At 74.4% G+C, this 19,354-nt stretch carries 23 protein-coding genes; 7 read left to right on the plus strand and 16 right to left on the minus strand.

Annotated elements, in window-relative coordinates; genetic code table 11:
- Positions 1 to 229 precede the first annotated feature (229 nt).
- Complete coding sequence (locus tag FJK98_RS19960; protein WP_168222513.1) at positions 230 to 1,057, plus strand: hypothetical protein; 828 nt, start codon at positions 230 to 232, stop codon at positions 1,055 to 1,057.
- A 19-nt stretch (positions 1,058 to 1,076) separates the two neighbouring features.
- On the opposite strand, the gene FJK98_RS19965 is transcribed toward FJK98_RS19960, so the two are convergent.
- The 5 genes from FJK98_RS19965 to FJK98_RS19985 all read right to left on the minus strand — a co-directional run bounded on the left by FJK98_RS19965 (position 1,077) and on the right by FJK98_RS19985 (position 5,617).
- Positions 1,077 to 1,604 (minus strand): ATPase, encoded by a 528-nt coding sequence (locus FJK98_RS19965; protein WP_145920382.1) that lies wholly within the window; start codon positions 1,602 to 1,604, stop codon positions 1,077 to 1,079.
- Between the two features lie 159 nt (positions 1,605 to 1,763).
- The gene (locus tag FJK98_RS19970) at positions 1,764 to 2,210 is read right to left on the minus strand and encodes a response regulator (protein ID WP_088645276.1); all 447 of its coding nucleotides are present in this window, start codon (positions 2,208 to 2,210) and stop codon (positions 1,764 to 1,766) included.
- 128 nt (positions 2,211 to 2,338) lie between these two features.
- Positions 2,339 to 2,689, minus strand: coding sequence for an STAS domain-containing protein (locus tag FJK98_RS19975; RefSeq protein ID WP_228543643.1), 351 nt, complete (start codon positions 2,687 to 2,689; stop codon positions 2,339 to 2,341).
- A gap of 82 nt (positions 2,690 to 2,771) precedes the next feature.
- Positions 2,772 to 3,818: a B12-binding domain-containing protein gene (locus FJK98_RS19980; RefSeq protein ID WP_145920383.1), complete on the minus strand. Its 1,047-nt coding sequence runs from the start codon at positions 3,816 to 3,818 to the stop codon at positions 2,772 to 2,774.
- Positions 3,815 to 5,617: a PP2C family protein-serine/threonine phosphatase gene (locus tag FJK98_RS19985; RefSeq protein ID WP_145920384.1), complete on the minus strand. Its 1,803-nt coding sequence runs from the start codon at positions 5,615 to 5,617 to the stop codon at positions 3,815 to 3,817. The genes FJK98_RS19980 and FJK98_RS19985 overlap by 4 nt, the downstream gene beginning before the upstream one ends.
- A 250-nt stretch (positions 5,618 to 5,867) precedes the next feature.
- Between FJK98_RS19985 and FJK98_RS19990 the strand changes: the two genes are divergently transcribed.
- Both FJK98_RS19990 and FJK98_RS19995 read left to right on the plus strand, forming a co-directional pair.
- Positions 5,868 to 6,215 (plus strand): STAS domain-containing protein, encoded by a 348-nt coding sequence (locus FJK98_RS19990; RefSeq protein ID WP_205789537.1) that lies wholly within the window; start codon positions 5,868 to 5,870, stop codon positions 6,213 to 6,215.
- A 136-nt stretch (positions 6,216 to 6,351) separates the two neighbouring features.
- The gene (locus tag FJK98_RS19995) at positions 6,352 to 6,708 is read left to right on the plus strand and encodes an STAS domain-containing protein (protein WP_145920385.1); all 357 of its coding nucleotides are present in this window, start codon (positions 6,352 to 6,354) and stop codon (positions 6,706 to 6,708) included.
- Between the two features lie 75 nt (positions 6,709 to 6,783).
- Here the strand turns inward: FJK98_RS19995 and FJK98_RS20000 are convergent, their stop codons facing one another.
- Positions 6,784 to 7,119 (minus strand): hypothetical protein, encoded by a 336-nt coding sequence (locus FJK98_RS20000; RefSeq protein WP_228543644.1) that lies wholly within the window; start codon positions 7,117 to 7,119, stop codon positions 6,784 to 6,786.
- Between the two features lie 155 nt (positions 7,120 to 7,274).
- A complete protein-coding gene (locus FJK98_RS20005) occupies positions 7,275 to 8,576 on the minus strand; it encodes an NAD(P)/FAD-dependent oxidoreductase (RefSeq protein WP_145920386.1) in 1,302 nt (433 codons plus the stop codon).
- Between the two features lie 213 nt (positions 8,577 to 8,789).
- On the opposite strand from FJK98_RS20005, the gene FJK98_RS20010 reads away from it, so the two are divergent.
- Positions 8,790 to 9,875: a hypothetical protein gene (locus FJK98_RS20010; RefSeq protein WP_145920387.1), complete on the plus strand. Its 1,086-nt coding sequence runs from the start codon at positions 8,790 to 8,792 to the stop codon at positions 9,873 to 9,875.
- Between the two features lie 204 nt (positions 9,876 to 10,079).
- The gene (locus FJK98_RS20015; RefSeq protein ID WP_145920388.1) at positions 10,080 to 11,108 is read left to right on the plus strand and encodes a LacI family DNA-binding transcriptional regulator; all 1,029 of its coding nucleotides are present in this window, start codon (positions 10,080 to 10,082) and stop codon (positions 11,106 to 11,108) included.
- On the opposite strand, the gene FJK98_RS20020 is transcribed toward FJK98_RS20015, so the two are convergent.
- The 5 genes from FJK98_RS20020 to FJK98_RS20040 all read right to left on the minus strand — a co-directional run bounded on the left by FJK98_RS20020 (position 11,109) and on the right by FJK98_RS20040 (position 14,555).
- Positions 11,109 to 11,399, minus strand: a complete 291-nt coding sequence (locus FJK98_RS20020) for a DUF6510 family protein (protein WP_145920389.1) — start codon at positions 11,397 to 11,399, stop codon at positions 11,109 to 11,111.
- Between the two features lie 16 nt (positions 11,400 to 11,415).
- Positions 11,416 to 12,171 carry a ferredoxin reductase gene (locus tag FJK98_RS20025; protein ID WP_145920390.1) on the minus strand — a complete coding sequence of 252 codons (756 nt, stop codon included), beginning with the start codon at positions 12,169 to 12,171 and terminating at the stop codon, positions 11,416 to 11,418.
- A gap of 1 nt (position 12,172) precedes the next feature.
- Positions 12,173 to 12,772 (minus strand): sulfite oxidase-like oxidoreductase, encoded by a 600-nt coding sequence (locus tag FJK98_RS20030; RefSeq protein WP_145920391.1) that lies wholly within the window; start codon positions 12,770 to 12,772, stop codon positions 12,173 to 12,175.
- Positions 12,773 to 12,872: 100 nt separating this feature from the next.
- The gene (locus tag FJK98_RS20035; RefSeq protein WP_145920392.1) at positions 12,873 to 13,892 is read right to left on the minus strand and encodes a TerC/Alx family metal homeostasis membrane protein; all 1,020 of its coding nucleotides are present in this window, start codon (positions 13,890 to 13,892) and stop codon (positions 12,873 to 12,875) included.
- A gap of 249 nt (positions 13,893 to 14,141) precedes the next feature.
- The gene (locus tag FJK98_RS20040; RefSeq protein WP_145920393.1) at positions 14,142 to 14,555 is read right to left on the minus strand and encodes a DUF2267 domain-containing protein; all 414 of its coding nucleotides are present in this window, start codon (positions 14,553 to 14,555) and stop codon (positions 14,142 to 14,144) included.
- A gap of 169 nt (positions 14,556 to 14,724) precedes the next feature.
- Here FJK98_RS20040 and FJK98_RS20045 point away from each other — a divergent pair, with 169 nt between their 5' ends.
- Positions 14,725 to 14,997: a DUF2795 domain-containing protein gene (locus FJK98_RS20045; protein WP_145920394.1), complete on the plus strand. Its 273-nt coding sequence runs from the start codon at positions 14,725 to 14,727 to the stop codon at positions 14,995 to 14,997.
- A gap of 219 nt (positions 14,998 to 15,216) precedes the next feature.
- On the opposite strand, the gene FJK98_RS20050 is transcribed toward FJK98_RS20045, so the two are convergent.
- The 3 genes from FJK98_RS20050 to FJK98_RS20060 form a co-directional block, all read right to left on the minus strand.
- Positions 15,217 to 16,188 (minus strand): pirin family protein, encoded by a 972-nt coding sequence (locus FJK98_RS20050; protein WP_145920395.1) that lies wholly within the window; start codon positions 16,186 to 16,188, stop codon positions 15,217 to 15,219.
- 67 nt (positions 16,189 to 16,255) lie between these two features.
- Positions 16,256 to 17,173, minus strand: a complete 918-nt coding sequence (locus FJK98_RS20055; RefSeq protein ID WP_240762183.1) for a cell wall-active antibiotics response protein — start codon at positions 17,171 to 17,173, stop codon at positions 16,256 to 16,258.
- 93 nt (positions 17,174 to 17,266) lie between these two features.
- Positions 17,267 to 18,100 (minus strand): DedA family protein, encoded by an 834-nt coding sequence (locus tag FJK98_RS20060; RefSeq protein WP_145920396.1) that lies wholly within the window; start codon positions 18,098 to 18,100, stop codon positions 17,267 to 17,269.
- A gap of 71 nt (positions 18,101 to 18,171) precedes the next feature.
- On the opposite strand from FJK98_RS20060, the gene FJK98_RS20065 reads away from it, so the two are divergent.
- Positions 18,172 to 18,351, plus strand: a complete 180-nt coding sequence (locus FJK98_RS20065; protein ID WP_145920397.1) for a hypothetical protein — start codon at positions 18,172 to 18,174, stop codon at positions 18,349 to 18,351.
- Positions 18,352 to 18,440: 89 nt separating this feature from the next.
- Here the strand turns inward: FJK98_RS20065 and FJK98_RS20070 are convergent, their stop codons facing one another.
- Positions 18,441 to 19,295 carry an SAM-dependent methyltransferase gene (locus tag FJK98_RS20070; RefSeq protein WP_194822246.1) on the minus strand — a complete coding sequence of 285 codons (855 nt, stop codon included), beginning with the start codon at positions 19,293 to 19,295 and terminating at the stop codon, positions 18,441 to 18,443.
- Positions 19,296 to 19,354 lie beyond the last annotated feature (59 nt).

Consider the following 19,354-nt stretch of genomic DNA (forward strand, 5'->3'; position numbering starts at 1 on the left):
GGCGGGTCGTCGCCTCCGCCGTTCGGCTGATGCCCCGCCTGCGGCCCGCGAGGGCCGAAGCCTGCCCGCTCCATCACGATATGACGGCGATGGCCGACACTAACGACATGCGTCGTTCACGGCTTTGACAGGGGCATGCGGGGAATATCCGGGCGGATTCCGGCCGATTGTGGCGTAGGCCACCCATACCACCGCCGGTCCGTGGCCGAAACCTCTCTAACCTCGTCGGGTGCACCCCGACGAGACCGCCGCGCCGCAGCCGCCCCGGAACCGCCCGGCCACCCCTTCGACCCCGGTGGCCTCGGACGAACGGAGGATCGGCCGGCACCGCGCGCCGGAGCCACCCCGACGGGGCGCCCGCGCCGCGCTCGCCTCGACCCCCGCCCGGATCGCCCTCGCCGGGGGTGTGACCTGCTGCCTGGGGCTCGTCGCGCTGGCCGGGACCCACCGGGTCGACCGGCAGCCCCGGCCGGTGCAGGAGGTGCTGGCCGACCGGGCCTCCGAGGAGCAGCGGGCCTCCCGGGCCCGGGAGCGGACCGCCCTGCCGGCCAGCCCGCTGCCGGCCAGCCCCCGCCCGTCGGCCACCCGCAGCACCGCGCCGAAGCCGACCAAGCCGGCCCGGCCCCGCCCGGTCGCCGGGCTCACCCCGGTGCAGATGGCCAACGCCCAGGTGATCGTCGAGGTCGGCGTCGAGCTGGGGGTGCCGCGCCGGGGCCTGGTGGTCGCCGTCGCCACCGCCATGCAGGAGAGCGACCTGCACAACCTCGCCAGCGACGTGCTGCCCGAGTCGTACGACCACCCGCACCAGGGCAGCGGCTCGGACCACGACTCGGTGGGCCTGTTCCAGCAGCGCCCGAGCAGCGGCTGGGGCACGGTCGCCCAGCTGATGCGTCCCGCCTACGCGGCGCGGGCGTTCTACTCCGCGCTGGCCGAGATCCCCGGCTGGCGGCAGCTCAGCATCACCGCCGCCGCGCAGGCCGTGCAGATCTCCGCCTACCCCGGCGCGTACGCGCGGCACGAGGACCGGGCCACCACCGTGGTCGACGCGTTGACCTGACCCGGCCCCGCCTGGTGGTTCAGGCGACCCGGGTGCCCGGCTCGGGCTGGTCGACAGTCACCTCGTCGGTGCCGGTGGCGACCCGGGTGGCCGGGACACCCCCGGCGGCGGCGGTCGGGGTGTCGACCGGCACCGTCTCGACGCTCAGCCCGGTCAGGAGCTGGTCGACCCGGGCCGCCCGGTGCCGCCGTTCGTGCAGCGACGCCTCGAACTCGCGGCGGGCCTGCACCGCCTCGGCGTACACCCGCTCGCGCAACTGCCGGGCCTCCTCCCGGGCGGCGTCCAGCTCGGCCCGCGCCCGGGCCAGCAGTTCGTCGGCCGCACCCGGGGCCGCCGGCCGGGCCGGGCCCCGGTCGGCGTCGGCCCGCCGCCGGTCGACCATCGCCAGGAGCAGGGTGGTCTCCTGGCGGATCTGGTCCCAGTCCCGCCCCGCGCCGGCGATCACCTCCGCCCGCGCGGCGAGCCGGGTCAACCGGACTCCGAGCTCGTCCAGGCAGGAATCGACCTGTCGCCGGTCGTAGCCGGACTCAACGACGGAGAACCTCATACGTGTCGCCCCCCAGGAAGCTGGTACGTCTGTCCCAGCTCGATCCTCGCGGCAGCCGACGACCCCCGGGGCGGTTCGAGAAAAATGTTCAGCAATTGCGGGGCGGCTCTTCGGGCCGACGACCGGGACGGACCCGACGCGCCGGGACACCCCGGGCGGTCAGGAACGCTTGGGCAGCACCACGACCCGACCGAAGAACTCGTCGATCCGGCGCACCACGTCGTTGAAGTCGTCCAGGTCGATCGGCTTGGTGACGTAGGCGTTGGCCTGGAGGCTGTAGCTGCCCACGATGTCGGTGTCCGCGTTGGAGGTGGTCAGCACCACGATCGGGATGGTGCGCAGGTCGTCGTCCTGCTTCACCTCGCCGAGCACCTGCCGCCCGTCCATCCGGGGCATGTTCAGGTCGAGCAGGATCACGTCGGGCCGCCGGGCGTCGACGTGCCGGCCCTCCTGCCGCAGGAACTCCATCGCCTCCTGGCCGTCACCGACCACGTCGATGACCTTGGCGATGCCGGAGTCCGCCAGGGCTTCCTCGATCATCAGCACGTCACCCGGGTCGTCGTCGACCACCAGGATGCGGACGGGGTTCGTGGCGCCTCGGTCCATGGGTCCAACCTGTCTGTGTCGGCGAGCGGGGGACGACGGTCTCGGTACCCCGTTGGCGGCCTGACCGAACGCGGTCACCCGCGGAGCGGGAACTGCGCGGTCACCCGCTGGCGGGGAAATTTAGCCCATCACCGGGCGGACGGCGACCGCGGGTCGGCGGTGTCGGGCTGATAGCGCAGCACGTCGGCCAGGCCGGTGATCTGAAGGACCCGGTCCACCCGGCCGGTCGCCCCGCACAGCCGCAGCCAGCCACCCCGGGCTGCGGCGAGGTTGTCCCCCCGGACGAAGGCGGCGATGCCGGTGGAGTCGCAGAAGGTCAGCTCGGTCAGGTCGAGCAGCAGGTGCCGCTGGCCGCCCGCGGCGAGCCGGTCGATCTCGGTGTTGAGTACCCCGGCCGAGCTGAGGTCCAGCTCACCGGCGAGCCGCAGACACACGCCGCCACCGTCCCGCTCGGCGTGCGTCACGGTGAAGGTCAACATCGTCCCTCTCGCTCCCACCACAGGCAGACCCTTGCAGTGCAGCAAGTATACGCAGCGCTCCCCCGGGGGCCCGCAAGGCGCGTCAGTGCCGCACCCCGCCGGACGCGACGGTCGCCGCCGCGCCGAGCGCCAGGAACCGCCCCGCCCGGGGGAAGTCCCGCAGGATGCGCGCGTAGTGCCCCAGGGTGGAGGCGACCGACCCGGCCGGCACCCCCCGGCTGGTCAGGATCGCCACCAGCCACGTCACGAAGTCGGTGAACAGCTCCGCGTCGTCGACGTAGAGGGCGGCGGCCAGGAAGTCCACGATGTACCCCAGGTCGCTCGTCGTGGCGTCCCACTGCGCCGGGGTGTAGTCCCCGACCGCCGGCATCCGGGCCCGCAGGTCCGCCACCGCCGAGTCGATCAGCTCGCCGCGCCGCTTCACCAGGCTGGCGTACTCGTCGTCGGCGAGGTGGGCGAGGTCGGCCGGGGGCACCCGGCGCAGCGCCCGCTCGTCGGCGACCAGATCGGCCGCGCCCGGGGCGTCCGGCGCCCAGGCGACCCCGAGCCGCCGGGCCCACCGGCCGTCCGCGCCGAACCCACGGCCACCGACCACCACCGGTACGTCCGAACGCCGGCACGCCTCGATCATCCGGTGTGCCTGCGGCAACCGCATCGGCAGGGCGCAGGCCAACGCGACCGCGTGCGCGTCGTGCCGGTGCAGGTACGACACCAGGTGGGCGGCCGGCACGCTGGCGCCCAGGAAGGTCACCTGCCAGCCGCGCAGCCGCAGCACCTCGGCTACCAGCCGGGGCGGCAGGGCGTGCCACTCACCGTCCATGCAGGCCACCACGATCCGTCCCCGGGTCGGACGTGGAGCGGCGTACCCGGCGACCGCCGCCACCGCCCGCTCGCTGATGTGCGTCGCGGCGTGCTCCTGCGCCACGCTCCACTCGTTGCGGGCCCACCGCTCGCCCACCTCGGTCTGCGCCGGGGCGACCAGGTCGAGCAGCACCCGCTCCGCCGGGACGCCGGCGTCGAGCAGCCCGGTGACGACCTCGATCGCGCCGTACTCGTCGGCCTCCTCCAGGCAGGCGAGGAAGTCGCCGAAGGCCCGGTACGGGTCGGCCGGGACGGTCGGGGCGGTCACGGTCGGGACGTCCTCTCCTCGGCCGGGTCCGGCACGGCCGGCACCGAGTGCAGGTGCCGCCGGGGGCGGCCACCCGGCCCGGTGGCCCGCAGGGCGAGCACCGCGATGTCGTCGTGGTCGCCGTGCGCCAGCCAGTCGCAGGTGACCTGCTCGACCCGCTCGGCGAGCGCCGCGGCGGGCATCCGGTGACAGCCGGTGACGGCGTGGACCAGCCGGTCCTGACCGAACTGCTCGTCGCCGCGCCGACCGCCCCGGGCCTCGGTCACCCCGTCGCTGTAGAGCAGGCAGGTCTCCCCCACCGCCAACCGGACGGTGACCTCGCCGATGCGGGGGTCGGGCACCACGCCGATCAGCATGCCGCTCAGCGGCACCGTCTCCACCTCGCCGCCGTGGCGCAGCACCAGCGGCGGCAGGTGCCCGCCACCGGCCAGGGTCAGCGACAGGCCGCCGTCGCGGTGCGGGCGGACCACCCCGAGCACCATGGTGGCGAAACGGCCCTGCCCGTGCGCCTGGGTGGTCTCCAGCAGGGCGTCGTTGAGCAGCTTCAGCAGCCGGCCGGGCCGCGACTCGACCCGGTAGAGCGCCTGCAGGCACTGGCGGAGCTGGCCGGTGAAGACCGCCGCCTCCACCCCCTTGCCGGAGACGTCACCGAGGAAGAACACCGCGCCGCCGTCGGCCAGCCGGTGCGCGCCGTAGAAGTCGCCGCCGATGCGCAGGCTCGCCTGGGAGGGCCGGTAGGCCGTGCCCCACTGCCCCCCGGCCACCTCGGCCGGTTCCACCGGCACCAGGCTGGCCTGGAGGGTGTCGGCCACCTCGGCCTGGTTGCGGTAGAGGACCGCGGTGGTGAGCGCCGCGCCGGCCCGGGCGGCGAAGGCCCGCACCAGCTCCACGTCGGCGTCGTCGTACCAGCGGGTACGCCGGGCCACCAGCAACACACCCGCCGGGGCGTCCCGACCGGGCAGCGGGACCACCCGGGCGGTCACCTCGCGGGCGCTGAGCCCCGGCAGCCAACCGGCCTCGACCGCCTGGTCGACCAGCCAGTCGACCGTGTGCGGCTCCACACCGGACAACCCCTCGACGATCGCCGGGGGTAGCGCGGCGGCGGGCAGCATGCCGCTGTCCACCGTGGGCGACTCGTCGTCGGCCCGGGTCGCCCGCCACCACCGGGCCCGCCCGGAGCGGGGGGCGAGCACCAGCACCGCCACCTCGGCCAGGGTCGGCACGGTGAGCCGGACCACGGCGGCGGCGGCCCGGTCCGGGTGCAGCGGGTTGCCCAGCTTCTCGCCGACCACGGCGAGGAAGGCCGACCGGGCCCGCTCGGCGAGCAGCGCGTCGGCCCGGGACACGCTGTCGGTGACGTCCTCGACGTACAGGCAGCTGCGGGAGCCGGACAGCGGCACCCGGCGGATGCGCAGCCGCCGGCCGTGGTGACCGAACCCGTCGGGCTCGGCGGCGGCCCCGGTCAGCACGGCGAGACCGGCGGCGGCCAGCGGACGGCCGGGGGACACCTCGGGCAGCAGCCGCGCGGCGACCGGGCTGACGTGCCGGACCATCCCGTCGGCGTCGCAGACGACCAGCCCCTCCCGGAAGTGTTCGACGACCTCGGACCAGGCCGGGTCGACGCGGTCCGGATCGGGCCGGACGGGGTCGGGCCGGGCAGGGTCGGGGCCGACCCGGTCGGGGGCCAACGGCGGCAGCCCGGTGGGCGCGCCGGCGGACCGCGCCGCAGCCCGACCGGCACTCGGCGTGGAGATCCGTCCGTCGCCCGGGTCGAAGCCCCTGACGTCGGCAGCACTCACCAGCTGAGCCCCACTCCCCTTGTCGCCATCCGGCGCATCCCGGATGTAGGCCGTATGTTCCAATCTATTCCGCTCAGCCTACGCCGGAACGCGGTCACCGCCACCGCACGGCGTCCTGCGCGGATGCGCATCCCTGCGGGTCCACCGGCGGGTTGTTACGATCCGGCGTAGTCCGGCCCGACCGTCGGCCCTCGCGGAAAGGCGTGCTGTGGTGCCCCCTGGAAGGAAACCCGAGGCTGCCCCGTTGACCATGTCGGTGGACCGCTCCGACCCCGGGGCGCCGGTCCTGTCGGTCGGCGGTGAGCTGGCCTACGCCACCTCCCGCCCGTTGCGGGTGGAGGTCGACCGGGTGCTGGTGGAGCGCCCTGCGGTGGTCGTCTTCGACTTCTCCGGGCTGGCCTTCATCGACAGCACCGGCCTGTCGGTCATCGTGCACGCCTGGCGGGAGGGGCAACGGGTCGGGACGCTGGTCCGGCTGCGGGCCGTCCCCCGCTTCCTGACCACCATCCTCGACATGACCGGGGTCACCGGCCTGCTGGCCCGTCAGTTGCCGCAGCAGTCCACCCCCGCGCCGCAGCGCCCGGCCGCGTCCGCCTGAACCCGGGCACCGGGACGCCCGGTCCGGGGCGACCGTAACGCCCGGCGCGGGGCGAACCGCCCGTACCGGGCGTGCGGGGACCGCGTCGGCCGAACCCCGGCGTTTCCCGATCACCCGTTGCTGGGAACATGGGGACATGCGCCCGCAGCTGTTGACCATCGAGGTGACCCGGCTCGACGCCGGCACCGCCCGGCTGCGGCTCACCGGCGACCTCGACTTCGACACCGCGCCGGAGCTGGTCGAGGCGGCGGCCGGGGTCCGCGCGGACGGTCACCGCACGCTGATCATCGACCTGGGCGGGGTCGGCCTGTGCGACTCGTCGGGGCTCAGCGCGTTCGTGGTGCTCAGCCAGGGCGGGGCCGGCCCGGTCCGGTTGACCGGGGTCGGCGCCCGGCTCCAGCAGCTGCTCGACCGCACCGGTTTGGCCGAGTTGCTGGCGGTGCAGGAGCAGCCGGCGGCCGGCACCGGCGACGACGTCCGCGAGGTGGGCTGAGCCGTCCGGCCGGGGTGGCCCCCGACCCTGGGACCAGGGGCCGGGGGCCGGGAGGAGGGCCTGGGCGGGTCACCGTCACGCGCTGACGACAGCCTCCTGCGCCTCGACGGCCGGTTGCCGGCGCGGCCCGGTCGACCGGGGCGCGGCGGACGACGGGGGTTCGACGTCCTCCGGAGGACCGGAATCGGGCAGTTGGAACAGGTACCGGACGAATCCCCCGCCCGACTCGTTGTCCTCCGCGCCGGGCCACTGCCCGGCACAGTCCATGCCCACCACCTCGCGGCCCGAGCCGTCGGCCTCCTCCACCAGCGCCCAGAGGCTCACCGGGTAGCACCGGGTCACCTCGGGGCCGACCTGCCAGCGGGAGTACCAACCGGGACGGGCCGGGACAATCTCCACGATCCTCTTCATGACGACCTACCCTTCCGCGTGCCTCGGAAGACCTCCGGTCGTCCCGATGGTCTGTCCCGCGCGGGTGAGCACCCCTCACCCCACGGGAGTGAAGCCGGGGCGGAGGTCGTCGCCGGGTCTCGCAGGCGTCCCGTGGCCGTCCGGGCGGCACCGGCTCAGCGGGTGCGCACCGGCACCTCGGGCGAGGAACTCTCCAGCGGCACGGCGTGGGCCGGGACCAGGCCGAGCTGCGTCGCCGGGCGGGGCAGCGCGGCGTCGAGCACCCAGTCGGCGCTCACCCGCGCCCGGTTGCCGGGCATCGCCAGCAGGTGGTAGCCCCGGGTGACCGCCTTGGCGGCCAGCCCCGACAGCGACAGCTTCAGCGGGTTCGCCGCCGCGTCCTTTCCGCCCAGGTCGACCACCCAGCCCAGGTCGTGGTGCTTGTACGGGCGACGCCGGCCGTGCCCGTAGGAGGCGGCGATGTTGTGCGCGGCGAGCTTGCCCTGCCGCTGCGCGTGCTGGGCGGTCATCGTGCAGAGCTGCCCGGGGCGAGTCAGGTCCGGCACGGCGGCGGCGTCGCCGCAGGCGTACACCTCGGGGAAGCCGGGGACGTTGAGATACTCGTCGACCACCAGCCGGCCCTTCTCGGTACGCAGGCCCAGCTCGGCCACGAACGGGTCGGGGCGGACCCCGACGCACCAGGCCAGCGTGCAGGTCGGGACGTACTCGCCGTCGGTGAGGTGCACCCCGTCGGCGGTGGCCTCGGCGACGGAGGTGCCCATCCGGACGTCGACCCCCCGGCGGCGCAGCACCCGGTCGGCGGTCTGCGACATCCGCTCGTCCAGCTCCGGCAGCACGCGGGGGGCGACGTCCAGCAGCATCCACCGGGGCCGGACGGTCAACCGGGGGCGTTGGGCGTGCAGCGCGTCGGTGAAGAGTTGCCCGTGCGCGGCGACCTCGGTGCCGGTGTAGCCCGCGCCCACCACGACGAAGGTGGACCGGGCCCGCTGCTCGGCCGGGTCCTGCGCCTGCTCGGCCAGCTCGATCTGGCGGACCACGTGGTCGTGCAGGTAGACCGCCTCGGGCAGGCCCCGGAAACCGTGGGCGTACTCGGTCACACCGGGGATGGGCAGCAGCTTGTTGACGCTGCCGACGCAGAGCACCAGCCGGTCGTAGGCGAGCTGGCCCCGCTCCCCCTCCGGGTTGGTGAAACCGACCCAGCGGTGGCGCAGGTCGACCCGGTCGGCCTCGCCGACGACCACCCGGACCCCGGGCAGGGTGCCGGTCAGCGGGACCGAGATCCGGGTGGGCTCGACCACCCCGGCGGCCACCTCGGGCAACAGCGGCAGGTAGAGGAAGTAGTCGGTCGAGTTCAGCAGCACGATCTCGGCCCGTCCGCCGGCCAGCCGACGCAACGTCTTCGCCGCGTGGTAACCGGCGAAACCGGCCCCCACGATCACCACCCGAGGTTTCGTCATGTCCGCTCCCTTCCCGGCGGTCAGCCCGACAAACGTGTCGGTCGCACCGGCACCGCCGCGCCGGAGCGCGGCGGACGAGGCCGTCGGGGGCAGTTTGATACATCAGTGACGGGCTCCCGACTGTAGTCACACCGCGTAGCCGACACCGTTGCTTTGGGCGCGCCTTCCGCTCACGCTGAGTTCCTGTTCGACCACCACCGATCGGAGGAACAGATGAGAGTTCGCCGTGTCGTCGCCGTCGCACTGGCCGCCCTGGTGGCTGCCGTGGGGCTCGCGCCGGCCGCACCCGCCGCGGCCGCCACCGCGGACCGCTGGGGCTTCGCCTACGTCGACAACCCCACCGTCACCAGCTGGACCGTGCTGGACACCAGCCGGCAGTGGGGCACCTGGAAGACCGCCTTCCCGGCCGCCTGGGCCGACGGCGTCAAACTCGCCCCGGGCCGGTTCCAGGTGCGCTTCCCGCAGATCGGCGCCGGTGCGCGCGGGGTGCCGCACGTGACGCCGGTCGACCGGGCCGGGCACTACTGCACGGTGGTGCGCTGGTTCCAGTCGGGCACCGACGAGATCGTCGACGTGCAGTGCTTCGCCCCCGGCGGCACCCGCGACGACAGCCGGTTCACCGTGCTGTGGACCGCCAGCTCCGGGGTGCTGCCGGCCGGCACCGCGCACGCCTACGTCCAGGGCGGGGTCAGCGGCCTGGTCCAGTCGTACGTGTCGACCGGGGCCCCCGCCGCGCTGGCCCCGCTCGGGGTCGGACAGTGGTCGGTGAAGCTGCCCGGGGTCGGGCTGGCCGGGGTGCTGGCCGGCAACGTGCAGGCCACCGCGATCCAGCCGAACGCCGGTCCGCGCCGGTGCACCGTCGCCCGCTGGGGCGCCTCCGGCACCGACGTGCTGGTCTACGTGTTCTGCTTCGACCAGGCCGGCGCGCCCGTGAACACCGACTTCACCCTCTCCTACCACCGGGGACGGTCGGTGGTCGGGTCGCTGGCCCCGCCGACGTTCTTCGGTCACCTGGCCAGCGCGGCGGGCGGCCCCACCAACGACAACTCCCAGCTCGGGGTGGGCGTCAACACCATCGCGCCGCTCGCCCCGGCCGGCCGTTACCTGGTCACCTTCAAGCAGCTCGGGCAGAAGGAGACGCACGCGCAGGTCACCGCGCAGGGCACCGGGCCGAACTACTGCAACCTGACCCAGCCGTGGTCGTACGCGGTGGACGCCCCGGTGGACGTGATCTGCTTCGACAACACCGGCAGTCCCGCGCCGTACCAGGTGCTCGTCGCCTTCACCTCCCGGATCTGAGCCGTGCGGCGCCGCCCGCCGGTGGGCCCGGCGGGCGGTGCCGCACGGGGCGGACCGGACCGCCGCCCGGCGACCCACCGGCACCGCCGGGCGACCATCCCGTGGGCGGGGCCGTTGGTGATCTCCACCGGTGGGTCCGTTCGGCTAGCGTTGGCGGGCCGGCGGGTCCGACCGCCGAGTCACGAGCGACACGAAGGTGAACCGATGGGACCGAAGGCGAGCATCCGGGACGTCGCCGCCGCCGCAGGTGTCTCGGTGACCACCGTCTCCCACGTGCTGAACAACAAGTCCGGTACCCGGGTCAGCGCCCAGACCCGGGAACGGGTCGAGACGGTGGCCCGCCAGCTCGGCTACGCGGCGAACGGGCTGGCCCGGGGGCTGCGGCTGCAACGGTCGTACGCGCTGGGGCTGCTCGGTGACGTCGTCGCCGCCGCCGGCCAGGCCGGGCGGCTCGTCCTGGGCGCGCAGGAGACCGCGTCGGCGCGCGGGTGGGTGCTGCTGCTCACCACCGGCCGTGACCCCGAGGTCGAACGGCGGGAGATCCGGGCCCTGGCACGGCACCGGGTCGACGGGGTTCTTTACGCGACCATGGACCACCGGGTGGTGCGGGTCCCCGACGAGCTGCGCCCGATGCCGGTGGTGCTGCTCAACGCCCGCAGCGCCGACGCCACGGTCCCCTCGGTGGTGCCGGACGAGCGCGGTGGTGCCGCCACGGCGGTGCGGGAACTACTCGCCCACGGACACCGGCGGATCGGTTTCGTCACCACCGTCGACGACGTCCCCGCCGCCCGGGGCCGGCTGCTCGGCTACCGGGAGGCGCTCTGGGCGGCCGGGGTGCCGTACCGGCCGGAGCTGGTGTACGCCGACGTCGGCGACCCCGCCGGGGGGCACCGGGCGGCCCGCGCCCTGCTCGGCGCGGCCGACCGGCCGACGGCGCTGTTCTGTTTCACCGACGCGATGGCGATGGGCGTCTACCGGGCGGCGGCCGAACTCGGCCTGCGGGTCCCGCAGGAACTCTCGGTGGTCGGCTGCGACAACCAGGAGGTCATCGCCGACGGGCTGTTCCCCGCCCTGACCAGCGTGGCGTTGCCGCACCACGGGATGGGCGCGTGGGCGGTGGAGACCATGGTGGAGCTGCTCGACCGGCCGAAGGGGGCCCGCCGTCGGGTGGCCCGGCACGTCGCCCTGCCGTGCCCGCTGGTGCGCCGGGCGTCGGTCGCCGCCGCACCGTGATCAGCGCAGGGACGGCGGCGTGGTCGGCGGCATCGGCACCTGGAGGTAGGTCGCGCCGCGCAGGTCCAGCCAGGCGCGGTCGGGGGCCCGGACCAGCCGGAGCATCACCTCGGCGCAGGCCGGGCAGCGACCCACCAGCCCGGGGGCGTGGGCGTAGACGCGCAGGCCGGCCATCGGGCCGACCATGCCGCAGGACGCGCACCGCCCGGTCGCCGCGCTCAGGTCCACGGCGAGCAGCTCGCGCAGCGGCCCGTCGAGCATGTTGCCGTCCAGGTAGGACATCTCGGTCATCGGTTCTCCTCGCCGGTCAGCCGGTGGGCCCGAACCGTTCGGTACGGACCCGGCGGGTCGGGTGGCCCAGCCCCACCAGCAGGTCCGCGACGGTCTCCACGAAGCCGGTCGGGCCGCAGACGTAGCAGAGCGGCTCCAGGTCCGCCGGCCAGCCGTGGGTGTTCACGTCGGCCAGGCCGATCCGGTGCGGTTCGCCCCGCCATCCGTCGGGGGCCTCGCGGGTGTAGACGTAGGTGACGTCCAGGCCGAGGTCGTCGCGGGCCCGGGTGCGCAGCTCGTCGGCGTAGATGACGTCCGCCGGGGTGCGTACCGAGTAGATCAGCCGGAACGGCGCGCGGTTGCCGGCGGCCCGGCGGGCCCGCACCATCGCCATCAGCGGCACCACCCCGGAGCCACCGGCGACCAGCAGCACCGGCGCGGTCTGCTCGGGTCGCCAGACGAACCAGCCGCCGACCGGGCCGCGTACCTCCACCGGGTCCCCCTCGGACCAGGTGTCGATCAGGTACGGCGACACCTCGCCGTCGGGCACCCGCTGCACGGTCAACGCGATCCGCTCGCCGTCGGCCGGACCGGCAAGCGAGTACGACCGGGCCGCCTGGTACCCGTCGGGGGCGGTGAGCCGGACGTCGACGTGCTGCCCCGGCAGGTGCCCCGGCCAGCCGGGCACCGACAGCACGAGGGTCTGCGCGGTGGGCGTCTCGATCCGGCGCTGCGCCAGCCGGGCCACCCGCCAGCCCAGCGGCGTGGCCAGCCGGCCACCCGCCCCGGTCACCTCAGTCGCCCTGGTAGCGCTGCTCGCGCCACGGGTCGCCGTAGTCGTGGTAGCCGGCGGTCTCCCAGAAACCGGGTTCGTCCTCGACGGTCAGCCGCAGGCCGCGTACCCACTTGGCGGACTTCCAGAAGTAGAGGTGCGGCACCAGCAGCCGGGCCGGGCCGCCGTGTTCGGCGGGCAGCGGTTCGCCGTCGTAGCCGTGCACCACCCAGGCCCGCCCGTCGCGCAGGTCGTCCAGCGGCAGGTTGGTGGTGTAGCCGCCGTACGAGTGGGCCTGGGCGTAGTCGGCGGCGGTGTCCACCCCGTCGAGCAGCACGTCCAGCGAGACGCCCTGCCAGTTGGTGCCGAACTTCGACCACCGGGTGACGCAGTGGATGTCCACCGTGGGGGTCTCCTGCGGCAGCTCCATCAGCTCCGCCCAGGACCAGCGGACCTCGTCGCCGGTCTCGGTGGTGAGGACGAACTCCCACCGGTCCGGCGGGACCCGGGGGGTCGGCCCGGCGGACAGCACCGGGAAGTCCTCGGTCAGGTACTGCCCCGGCGGCAGGGCCGGGTCGGTCGTCCGGCGGCGGCCCTGGAAGCCCGGTGACACGATTCCCACCCGTCAGTCGTACCACCCGGCGGGCGTGGGCGGGAGGGTTCCGGCGGACCGGGCCACGACGGCGGCGGCCCCGTCGCGGGCCGCCGCCGGTCGCGTACCGTCAGTGCTTGTCGACGACGACCTCGGCCTCGCCGGGCTCCCGGTCACGGGTGGCCCGCAGGCTGGTGAGGGTGACCACGACCAGAACCCCGATGATCACGCCGAGTGAGGCCAGCGTCGGGATCTCCGGCACGCCCGGCCAGATGCCGTGCGCCCAGTGCAGGCCGAGCTTGACGCCGATGAAGGCCAGGATGATCGCCAGGCCGTAGCTGAGGTGCACCAGGCGGCTCAGCGCGGCGTGCAGCACGAAGTAGAGCGCCCGCAGCCCGAGCAGCGCGAACGCGTTGGTGGCGAAGACCAGGTAGGGGTCCTCGGTGATGCCGTAGACGGCGGGCACCGAGTCGACCGCGAAGACGATGTCGGTGGCGAGCACCGCGACCACCACGAGGGCGAACGGGGTGAGCGCCCGCCGGCCGTGCTGCCGGATCGTCATCCGGGTGCCGTGGTACTCGTCGACCACCGGCATGAACCGGCGCAGCAGCCGCACCGACCGCATCCTGTTGATGTCGATCTCCTGCTCGTGCCCGGAGAGGGCGTCGCGCAGCAGCTTGACCGCGGTGGCGATGAGGATGATGGCGAAGATCAGGAAGGCGAAGTCGAGGGTCTGCAACGCCGCCGCGCCGAGGGCGATGAAGACCGCACGCAGCACCAGCGCGCCCGCGATGCCGTAGAGCAGCACCCGCTGGGCGAGCACGGCGGGCACCGCGAAGGCGGCCAGCAGCAGCATGAACACGAAGAGGTTGTCGACCGACAGCGACTTCTCGACCAGGTAGCCGGTCAGGTACTCGACGCCCTGCTGGGAGCCGAAGCGGTACCAGACCCAGCCGCCGAAGGCCAACGGCAGCGCGATGTAGAACGCCGACCAGCCCAGCGCCTCCCGGATCGACACCTCGTGCGGCCGTCGGGTGACCAGGAAGTCGAGCACCAGCAGGGCGAGCACGCCGACGATGGTCACCGCCCACAGGGTGGGGGTGCCGACCGACGACAACCCACCGGCAGCAAAGTACGACAGATCGGTCATGGAGCCTCCTCGAACACCGTGCCATGTTCGAGGTCTCCTTCACCCACGTTCGCCGTGGGCAACCACCCGAGGCGCGCCCGGGGCACGCCGTACTGACCGGAATGGTTCGTGGGAAGTACTCCCCTCGTGCCGACCAGGTTAGGCCAGGTCCGGACGACTCGCCAAGTCAGGGCGGACTCCCGTTCCGGCGTGGTTGCCCTGGTCAACGGCTGTGTGCCCCGGTCCACCGCCCGGGGCGCGGCCGGTGGGTCAGGCCCGGCGCGGGGTGGCCATGCCGGGGGCGAGCGCCGGCTCCACCAGATCGCGGTAGTCGCGGGGCAGCCGGGTCACCAGATCGTCGAACTCGCCGCCGCTGACCGCCTCGTGGACGGTGCCGAAGACCACCCGCACCCCGTCCCGCGCGGCCGGCTCGTCCAGCTCGGCCCGGTGCGCCACCCGGGCGACGAACTCGGCAGCGCCGAACAGCTCGGCCGCCTCCGTACCGGGGCGGGGCCGCAGCGCCAGCCGCAGCGGCGCGGGCAGCTGCGTCGCCAGGTCGAGCACCTCACCCCCGGTCAACCGTTCGGCGAGGGTCGCCAGCGTCGCGTGGATCAGCACCACCGCCCGCTGCGGGTCGGTACGGACCCGCCGGGCCACCTGGTCGACGAAGGTGTCGTAGTTCATGCGGGGCTCCCTTCGACATCAGGCGGCTCGGTTACCCGCCGGGACGACCCGGAAACGACGCCGCCCGCCCCGGCCCGCCCGGGTTTTCCGCCCGTCGGCGCGTGACCGGCCGCCGGGCGGGTAACCGCCGCCGATCGTGACCGGATCGAGGCGGCGAGGAGGCCCACCGATGGCCAGTCGGACCGATGTCCTGCGGTACCTGTCCAGCCTGGACTACCCGGCGGCGAAGGAGGCCGTGGTGCGCCAGGCCGAACGGGAGGGCGCACCACCGGACGTGCTGCGGGCGTTGCGGGCGCTGCCGCCGGTGGACTACGCCAACGACGCGGAGGTGGCCCGCTCCGCCCGGATCGACCCCGCCCCGGAGGTCGACGCCGCCCGGCGGGCGCAGCAGGCGAGGGAGAAGCAGCACCAGCGGGTCGCGCAGCACCTGCGGAGCATCTGACCGTCGCGCAGCACCTGCGGAGCATCTGGCCCCGGACAGGCGGGCGCCCCGGGTCACGAACCGCGACCTGGGGCGCACGCGTGCCTGTTCACCGGCGAACCGCCGGGTGGCCACCCGAACCGGGTGGGCATCGCTGCCACGATCATCATAGGCCACGCCATCACCCGTACGGCTGATTCTGGAAATACTGTGGGCGAGCACACCACCGGGGCGGGCCGGTCAACCGTGCAGGTCCCCCCGCCGGTCCCGGGCCTTCAACCGGACGGTCGGCAGGTCCGGGGCGGGCAGCGGCGGGGCCGCGTCGTCGGTGACCCGCCCGAACCGTCGGCCGGCCATCCAGTCCTGGCGGGCGGCGGCCACCTCCTCGTGCGAGCGGCCGACGAAGTTCCACCACATGACCAGGGGCTCGTCGAACGGCTCACCGCCGAGCAGCATCAGCCGGCTGCCCGGCTCGGCGCTCACCTCCAGCCCGCCCCGCCCCGTGCCGAGGTAGAGCAGCGCGCCGGGCTCCAGCGACACGCCGTCCACCCGGGCCCGGCCGGACATCGCCAGCAGGGCGTACTCGAAGCGGGGTCGCAGTCGCGGCGTCGCCGGGGCCGGGCCGTGCGCCGCCAGTTGCACGCCGAGCAGCGGGGTGTGCACCACCGCCGGGGACGCCTCGCCGGCCAGCTCGCCGACGAGCAGGGTGTGGTCCCAGTCGCCGGACCGCCAGCGGGGCAGGTCGGCGTGGTGGGCGAAGCCGGCGGCACCGGCACGCGCCGGGTCGGGCAGCGCCACCCACAGCTGCACGCCGTGCATCAGCGGCGGATGGATGGCCGGGGACCGCTCGGAATGGGCGATACCGTGCCCGGAGGTCATCACGTTGAGCTGGCCGGAACGGATCGGCTGGACGTTGCCGAGACTGTCCCGGTGCACGATCTCGCCGTCGAGCAGCCAGGTGACCGTCTGCAACCCGGTGTGCGGGTGCGGGGGCACCTCCATGCCGGGGCGCTGCGCCACGTCGTCCGGGCCGAAGTGGTCGACGAAGCACCACGCCCCGACCATCCGGCGGGCCCGCTGCGGCAGCAGCCGGCGCACCGTGGTGTACCGGCCCAGCGGCACGTCGTGGCCGGGCAGCAGCACGCTGCCCGGGTCCTCGGGGGCGACGCCGGGTGGTCGGGTCTGCGCCGGCAACGATTCGGTACGGTCCACCGCCCGACTCTATGCCGGCCGGCCCGCGACGGGTCCGTCCCGGGACGGTTCGGTCCTCGACGACGGTTCAGTCCTCGACGACGGTGACGGTGTTCGCCCCTTCCACCAGGTCGAGGTAGAGCCGGTCGGGTGACCGGTCCCAGTTCGGCGAGCCGACCGTCGCGCCCCGGGCCAACCCGTCGCGCCGGTCGCCGTACCACACGACGCTGCCCGCGCCGGAGGCGGCGCGGACCCGGACCGGAGGGCCGCCGGGGGCGTGGACGACGAACTGGTTGACGCCGCCGGTCATCCGTACGGTGCGGGTGCCGGTGGTCGGCGGCAGCCGCAGGTCGATCCGGGCCGCGCCGCCGATCAGCTCCACCCCGGACAGCCGCGCGCCGGTGAGGTCGAGCACGTGGTCGCTGACCCCGCCGATCAGCCGCAACCGCCAGGTCAGCCGCGCGTTGAGCGTCACGTCGACGACGCCCCGGCCGGGCCGGTCCCGGCGGGTCACCCGCAGTTGCACCCGGTCGCCGGAGACCTGGGGGCGGGGGGTGAGTCCGGCGTCGGCGGGGCTGCTGATCCGGTACAGGTCGGCACCGAGGTCGTCGGTGCGCAGCCGGAACGAGGTCACCCCGTCCATCAGCTCGAAGGTGGCCCGGCGCAACCCGTCGGCCGGCGCGGTCAGGGTCCGCCCGGGGGCCTCGGCGGCGCCCGCGCCACCGGGATCGGCGGTCGCCTGCGCCGGGGGCGCGGCGGTACGGTCACCGGAGGAGACGATCCCCAGCCGGTCGGGGTTCGCCATGGTCACCACCACCGCGATCGCACCGAGCGCGACCACCAGCGCCGCGGCGGCGGCCAGCAGCCGCGCGCCCCGGGGCCGGGGTGAGCGGTACGCCGCGTCCCCCGTCGCCTCGACCGGTTCCCTGGTCACCTCGATCACCGGCTCGAAGACCGGTCGCTGCTCTCCCGTCGCCGGACGGTACTCCTGCCCCGGCTCCGCCATCGTGCCTCCCCTGTCCCGGTCCCCGCACAGCAGTACGGCCCGGCCGCCGCAACGGATCATTCGGCCTGCCCGGAACCCGGCCGCCGCGACCGGTCAGTCGGTGTCGCGTCCCCAGAGGCCGCCCCGGTAGACGGTCCCCCGGTAGGGCGGGCCGTCGGCGACGTCCGGCCGCCCCGCGACGTCACCCCCGGACGCGTCGGCCGACCGGACGTCGGCGGCCGGGCCGTCGGCGGACCAGGCGTCGGTGGTCGGGGCGGCGGCGCGGGCGGCCCGCGCCCGGCGGACCCGGTTCACCACGAACCACCCGGCGGCGGCGACACAGACCACGATGACGACCTTCTGGAACGACCCGACGTACTCCTCGACGACGTGCCAGTTGTCGCCGAGCAGGAACCCGGCCATCACGAAGGTGGTGTTCCAGATCAGGCTGCCCAGCGTGGTGTAGAGCAGGAAGGTCATGATCGGCATCCGCTCCACCCCCGCCGGGATGGAGATCAGGCTGCGGAAGATCGGGATCATCCGGCCGAAGAACACCGCCTTGACCCCGTGCTTGAGGAACCACGCCTCGGTACGGTCCACGTCGCTCAGTTTCACCAGCGGCAGTCGGGCCGCGATGGACCGCATCCGGTCCCGCCCCAGCGCCGCGCCGATGCCGTAGAGCACCCACGCGCCGACCACGGAACCGAGGGTCGTCCAGAGGATCGCCGAGACCAGGCTGATCCGCCCCTGGGCGGCGGCGAAGCCGGCCAGCGGCAGGATCACCTCGCTGGGGATCGGCGGGAAGAGGTTCTCCAGCGCCACCGCCAGCCCCGCGCCGGGTCCGCCGAGCCGCTCCACCAGACCGGTGACGAACCCTACCGGCCCGTCCGAGGGGGGCTCGGCGGAGACGACCGTACGGGGGCTGAGCGCCAGGGAGCGTGGGATCATCCGACAAAGTTACGAGCCGGACGACGAATCGACCACGCGTACCGACGACACCCCACCGGTACGCTGGGCCGGTGCCGGCCCGACTGACCGAACTGTGGCGGTATCCGGTCAAGTCGATGCTGCGGGAACCGTTGCGCGACGCCACCGTGGACGGTCGGGGGCCGGGGACCGTCGGCTCGCCGTGCTCGACCGTCCCGACGCCGACCTGGACGCCGCGCTGTCCCGGCTGCCCGGCCGGGAGGTCACGCTGACGCCACCTCCCGGGCGAGGACGCCGGCCCGCCGGCACGTGTACCGCGACGGCCGGGCACCTGCGCACCGGCCCGACGGCCGGGTGCCGGTCAGGGCTTGCGGGCCACCGCGCCGTACACGCTGACCTCGTCGACCGTGGGCCGGGGCTGCGGTTCGGCCTCGGCCCGCCACTCGGCCACCGAGACGACGCCGGGTGCGACCAGGTCGAGGCCGTCGAAGAAGCGGGCGAACTCGTCCCGACTGCGCAGGTTGATCATCCCGGGCGGGGTGCCGTTACGGTTGCCCGCCCGCGCCTCCTCGGCCACGGCGGGTGGCAGGTAGTCGTAGGTGGCGTGCGACGCGGCCAGGTAGCTGCCCGGCGGCAGCGCCGCGAGCAACCGGCCGACCACCCCGTACGGGTCCTCGGCCTCCGTCACGAAGTGCAGGATGGCCACCAGCATCAGGGCGACCGGCTGCTCCAGGTCGAGGGTGCGGCGCAGTTCGGGGTGGTGCAGGATCTTCTCGGGTTCACGCAGGTCGGCGTCGATGTAGGCGGTGGCGCCCTGGGCCGAGCTGGTCAGCAGCGCCCGTGCGTGGGCCAGCACGATCGGGTCGTTGTCGACGTAGACCACCCGGGCCTGCGGGGTGATCGCCTGGGCCACGTCGTGGGTGTTGTTGGCCGTGGGGATGCCGGTGCCGATGTCCAGGAACTGCCGTACGCCGGCCTCGCGGGCCAGGTGGGCGACGGCGCGTTGCAGGAAACGGCGGTTCTCCAGGGCGGAGGTTCGTACGGTCGGGAAGGCCGCGGCCATCGCGTCGCCGGAGTCCCGGTCGGCCTGGAAGTTGTCCTTGCCACCCAGCCAGTAGTTGTAGCGGCGGGCCGGGTGGGCGACCGAGGTGTCGATCCGGTCGCTGGGGTGCGGGGCGGCGCCCGTCGGGGCATCGGCGGTCACAGGATCCTCCATGACTCCGCGCCATCCGGTCGTCGATGGCGTCCGTCCACTGTCTCCGGTCGATCATCGTA

The sequence above is a fragment of the Micromonospora sp. HM134 genome, assembly GCF_007833915.1.
Lineage (GTDB): Bacteria > Actinomycetota > Actinomycetes > Mycobacteriales > Micromonosporaceae > Micromonospora > Micromonospora wenchangensis.

Coding starts and splice junctions, on each gene's coding strand:
- FJK98_RS19965 (WP_145920382.1), bottom strand. CDS start 1,604: ATGAGGTTCTCCGTCGTTGAGTCCGGCTACGACCGGCGACAGGTCGAT.
- FJK98_RS19970 (WP_088645276.1), bottom strand. CDS start 2,210: ATGGACCGAGGCGCCACGAACCCCGTCCGCATCCTGGTGGTCGACGAC.
- FJK98_RS19975 (WP_228543643.1), bottom strand. CDS start 2,689: ATGTTGACCTTCACCGTGACGCACGCCGAGCGGGACGGTGGCGGCGTG.
- FJK98_RS19990 (WP_205789537.1), top strand. CDS start 5,868: ATGTCGGTGGACCGCTCCGACCCCGGGGCGCCGGTCCTGTCGGTCGGC.
- FJK98_RS19995 (WP_145920385.1), top strand. CDS start 6,352: ATGCGCCCGCAGCTGTTGACCATCGAGGTGACCCGGCTCGACGCCGGC.
- FJK98_RS20000 (WP_228543644.1), bottom strand. CDS start 7,119: ATGAAGAGGATCGTGGAGATTGTCCCGGCCCGTCCCGGTTGGTACTCC.
- FJK98_RS20005 (WP_145920386.1), bottom strand. CDS start 8,576: ATGACGAAACCTCGGGTGGTGATCGTGGGGGCCGGTTTCGCCGGTTAC.
- FJK98_RS20010 (WP_145920387.1), top strand. CDS start 8,790: ATGAGAGTTCGCCGTGTCGTCGCCGTCGCACTGGCCGCCCTGGTGGCT.
- FJK98_RS20015 (WP_145920388.1), top strand. CDS start 10,080: ATGGGACCGAAGGCGAGCATCCGGGACGTCGCCGCCGCCGCAGGTGTC.
- FJK98_RS20020 (WP_145920389.1), bottom strand. CDS start 11,399: ATGACCGAGATGTCCTACCTGGACGGCAACATGCTCGACGGGCCGCTG.
- FJK98_RS20035 (WP_145920392.1), bottom strand. CDS start 13,892: ATGACCGATCTGTCGTACTTTGCTGCCGGTGGGTTGTCGTCGGTCGGC.
- FJK98_RS20040 (WP_145920393.1), bottom strand. CDS start 14,555: ATGAACTACGACACCTTCGTCGACCAGGTGGCCCGGCGGGTCCGTACC.
- FJK98_RS20045 (WP_145920394.1), top strand. CDS start 14,725: ATGGCCAGTCGGACCGATGTCCTGCGGTACCTGTCCAGCCTGGACTAC.
- FJK98_RS20055 (WP_240762183.1), bottom strand. CDS start 17,173: ATGGCGGAGCCGGGGCAGGAGTACCGTCCGGCGACGGGAGAGCAGCGA.
- FJK98_RS20060 (WP_145920396.1), bottom strand. CDS start 18,100: ATGATCCCACGCTCCCTGGCGCTCAGCCCCCGTACGGTCGTCTCCGCC.
- FJK98_RS20070 (WP_194822246.1), bottom strand. CDS start 19,295: ATGGAGGATCCTGTGACCGCCGATGCCCCGACGGGCGCCGCCCCGCAC.